Consider the following 4462-nt stretch of genomic DNA (forward strand, 5'->3'; position numbering starts at 1 on the left):
ACGATTAATTCAATTAATGTGAAACCTTCTTCCCCCTTTTTATTTTGTTTTTTTCTTATAACTGACCACATTTTTGTGCACCTCCAAATATTTCGGTTATAATATTTAATATATTTATCGGTTGAATAAAAGAAAACTTTATACTCAAATTAAAATGTTTATCCTCCGCCCATTCCCTGAGATGCCATTTCGAAGATAGGAAGGAAAAACGCTAAAGCTATAATTAATAGTCCAACACCAATAACTGCAGTGAGAACCGGCTCAATGGTGGTTGAAATACGTCCAACAAAAACGTTAATTTCTTTATCATAGAGCTCAGATAATTTACCCAGGGTCATTTCTAAATTTCCTGATTCCTCTCCTACGTTGATCATTTGAGTAAGAATAGGAGGAAAAAAATCATAATCCTTGACGCTCTGAGAGAGATTTCTCCCTTTACGAATTTTTTCCGCAATCTCCAAGAGGATATCCCGAATGAAGTAATCCCCTACCGCTGAGGAAACGGTTTCCAATGCTTCGACCATGGGCATCCCGCTACGCAATAAACCATTCATGATCCAACAAAAACGAGAGATGACTAGTTTTCTAAACAATTCTCCAAAAAGTGGCAATTGGTGTTTTTTTTGGTCCCACCACCTTTTTCCTTTCTCTGAGTTAGCATACATATAGAAAATAATAAATCCACCTATCAACCCCCCGTAAACGAAATACCAATTGGCATTCATAAATTTAATAACATCTAAAAAGATCTTAGTAATGGTTGGAAGTTCTATGCTGAAGCTTTCAAAAAGAAGAAGAAATTGGGGGAAAACAAAATACACCATAAAAAATGAAGCAGCTATCATGGCTACTATTAAAATTATAGGGTAATACATAGCCGATTGTACTTTGTCTCGAAGGTCCTTCTCCCATTCTAAATAATCGGCTAATCGTCCTAAGGCCCAATCAAGGTTACCTCCAGCTTCACCCGATTGGACCATCCCAACAAAAACTCGGTTAAAAACTTTGGGATATTCATTGATGGCTTGAGAAAATGAATAACCTCGCTCAATCTTTCCGGCTAATTCTTCAATAACAATAGCAAAACCTTTATTCGAAACCTGTTCACCCATACTTTCAAGAGCGGCAATTAAAGGAACGCCAGCTTCTAACATTGTAGCAATACCACGACTAAAAAGAGCTAACTCTTTAAGATTTATTTTCCCTCCCTTACTGGTAGAAAAAAGAGAAATTTCTTTTTTTAGGCCTTTTGGTTTCTCCTCGGTAATGGAAGTAATAAAATAGCCCCGATCACGAAGAGCAATAACTGCATCTCTTTCGCTATTGGCTTCCATTGATCCTTCATGAGTTGCACCCAAGGTATCACGGACTTTATAAATATAATTTGACATTAAGCTCGATTCCTCCAGACTTTAAATTCTTTCTGATCAATGGCATGATCAAAAGCGTCTTCCCAGGTCACCAAGCCTTTACGATAAAGCTCAAAGAGCGATCGATCCATAGTAACCATTCCTTCTGATAAGGAGGTTTGCATTATGGTATAAATTTGATGACTCTTCCCTTCTCGTATCAAATTACGAATGGCATTATTGGCTAACATTACTTCAATTGCTGGTACTCTCCCTTTAGCATTAGCACGGGATAAGAGTTGTTGACTGATAACACCTTGAATAGCTCCCGCTAATTGGATACGAACTTGTTGCTGTTGATGGGGAGGAAAGATGTCGACTATCCGATCAATGGTTGAAGGGGCATTGTTGGTATGGAGGGTAGCAAAAACCAAATGCCCGGTCTCAGCGGCGGTCAAGGCAATCGCAATGGTTTCTAAGTTTCGCATCTCCCCCACCAGAATGACATCAGGGTCTTGACGAAGAGCATGAACTAAGGCATTTTCAAAGGAATGGGTATCAGCGCCCAATTCTCTTTGATTAATAATACTTTTTTTATGGCTATGGAGATATTCAATCGGATCTTCAATGGTTATAATATGACACGCTCGCGTATTGTTAATATAGTCAATCATCGACGCCAATGAAGTGGATTTTCCACTACCGGTTGGTCCGGTTACTAAAATCAAACCACGAGGTAGTGCTACTAATTTGACCAGTGTCTCTTTGGGAAGTTGGAGCTCTTCCATGGAAGGGATGGTATAACTCAAGGCTCGAAGCACCAAACCACAGGATCCGCGCTGTCGGTAAACATTAACGCGAAAACGACCAGTTTGAGGAAGACCAATCGAAAGGTCTAATTCATTATTTTTATGAAATTGTTCCCAGCGCTCATTTCCACCAACAATAAATCGAGCGATATATTCGGTATCTTCTGGCTTCAAAACCGGCAAATCGGTTTTTGTTAATTTTCCATCGATGCGTATAACCGGTGGTAATCCAACCGTAAGGTGTAAATCAGATCCTTTGCTGTCTACAACTTTTTTAAGAAGCTCTGGTACATCCCAATCCATTTTAATCCTACCTTATGTTTCTCCTGAAAACTCATATTCAACCATATTCCTGCTATATTGACCTCTCTCTTTGGATAAAGGGAGAAGGTGCTATCTATTCTTTCTATAGCACAAATATATTATCGGATACTTTTACGAAAAGTTTAGAAAAGATGAGTGTTTTAGAGGAAAATCAAATATCGGCAGTAACTCGGTACATTTCTTCCGGGCTAATTATGCCTGCAAGCACTTTTATTGCAGCATTTTCACGAAGAGTTCTCATGCCTTCTTTTCGAGCTGTTTCGGTTAGATCCCTCTCAGTAGCATGATTTAATATCATTTCTCGAAGATAGTCATTCAAATCAAATATGCTATGGATGGCTATTCTCCCCTTGTATCCCGAGGTACAACGGGAACATCCTTTTCCTTTATAAACCACAACATGATCCTTCTTGCCCTCAGTAAGGTCGAGTGCTGCATCACCATCCAATTCTACGGGATATTTACAATATTCACATACTTTCCTCGCCAATCGCTGGGCAACAACTCCAATAATTGCTGAAGAAATAAGAAAAGAAGCTACGCCCATTTCTTGGAGTCGGGTTACCGCTCCAGGTGCAGTATTGGTATGAAGAGTTGAAAATACTAAATGCCCGGTGAGCGCGGCATGAATGGCAATCTCAGCGGTCTCTCGGTCTCGAATTTCACCGACCATGATAATATCCGGATCTTGTCGCATAATAGAACGGAGCGAGTTAGCAAAAGTAAGGTCAATTTTTGGTTTAACTTGGATCTGGTTGATATCATCTAAAATATACTCAACTGGGTCTTCAATGGTAATAATATTTAAATCCGGACTACTAACGTGATTAAGAGCGGAATAAAGAGTAGTGGTCTTTCCGCTGCCGGTTGGTCCGGTGAGAAGAACCATTCCATAAGGTCTTTCAATCATCCTATAAAAACGTTGCAGTTCATCAGGCTCAAATCCTAACCGGTTGAGATTTAAAAGTAAACTTGATTTATCAAGAATTCGCATGACGATCTTTTCTCCAAAAATAGTAGGGAGAGATGAAACTCGAAAGTCTATGGTTCGATTTTCTACAGTTACCTGAAAACGACCATCTTGGGGAAGACGTCTTTCAGCGATGTTCATACGACAAAGAATTTTAACCCGGGATATTAAAGCAGGATGAATTTTAATGGAGGTACTGGTTGAATCTTGAAGGATTCCATCAATTCGATACCGAATTCTCACCCGGTCTTCATGGGGTTCAATGTGGATATCACTAGCACCCGCTCGAATGGCTTGAAGAATTATCATATTGACTACCCGGATAATTGGTGCTTCTTCACCCATCTCCTTGAGTTGATCGATTTTTAGTTCCTCAGCTTCATCAAGGTAGATCATGCCCTCTTCTTCCTCAGCTTCCTTGAGGATCTCGCTAACCGAAGAACTGCCTCCATAATAAGAATTTATAATACTCTCAATCACATCTGGAGGAGCAATTGCTGGATGAATATCTTTTTTGGTCATTATTCTTGCCCGGTCAATCGTTACAATATCCACTGGATTCACCATGGCCAAAACTATAAAACTGGCTTCTTCATTCACTGTAACACAATGATTTTGCCGACAAAATTTTTCGGGAAGACGAGTCACTGCGTTGGGATCAACGACATAATTATCGAGGTCAATATATAAAGTGCCCATCTGCTCTGCAAGAGCCTGAAAGAGTTCTTTTTCCTTCACGAAGCCTTCTCTTCGTAATATTTCACCTAATTTTTCACCGGTTTTTTTCTGAATTTCTATTGCTTTCATAAGCTGATCAAAGGTAATAAAACGCTTGGCAACCAGTATCTCACCTAATTTTTTTGAATTGAGTGTGCTCATTTCCATAAAGCATTTCTCCTAAATCAATACTTATTGGCAACTTATTTAATCCTGAAAACACCTTAATCAGCGAGGTGTGAACCCTGATTAGAAAAAAAACACTCGATATGTAGTTTAAACTGATTCAAAAA

Annotated in this window: 3 protein-coding genes; all 3 read right to left on the reverse strand. The window is 39.2% G+C overall.

Going from position 1 to position 4462, the window contains the following annotated elements; genetic code table 11:
- Positions 1-158 precede the first annotated feature (158 nt).
- On the reverse strand, positions 159-1391 hold the full coding sequence (locus PLK24_RS08740) for a type II secretion system F family protein (protein ID WP_324478253.1): 1233 nt from the start codon (positions 1389-1391) through the stop codon (positions 159-161).
- On the reverse strand, positions 1391-2461 hold the full coding sequence (locus tag PLK24_RS08745; protein ID WP_324478255.1) for a type IV pilus twitching motility protein PilT: 1071 nt from the start codon (positions 2459-2461) through the stop codon (positions 1391-1393). The genes PLK24_RS08740 and PLK24_RS08745 overlap by 1 nt, the downstream gene beginning before the upstream one ends.
- Positions 2462-2633: 172 nt before the next feature.
- Positions 2634-4337: a GspE/PulE family protein gene (locus tag PLK24_RS08750; RefSeq protein WP_324478257.1), complete on the reverse strand. Its 1704-nt coding sequence runs from the start codon at positions 4335-4337 to the stop codon at positions 2634-2636.
- Positions 4338-4462 lie beyond the last annotated feature (125 nt).

The sequence above is a fragment of the Atribacter sp. genome (assembly GCF_035418125.1).
Taxonomy (GTDB): domain Bacteria; phylum Atribacterota; class Atribacteria; order Atribacterales; family Atribacteraceae; genus Atribacter; species Atribacter allofermentans.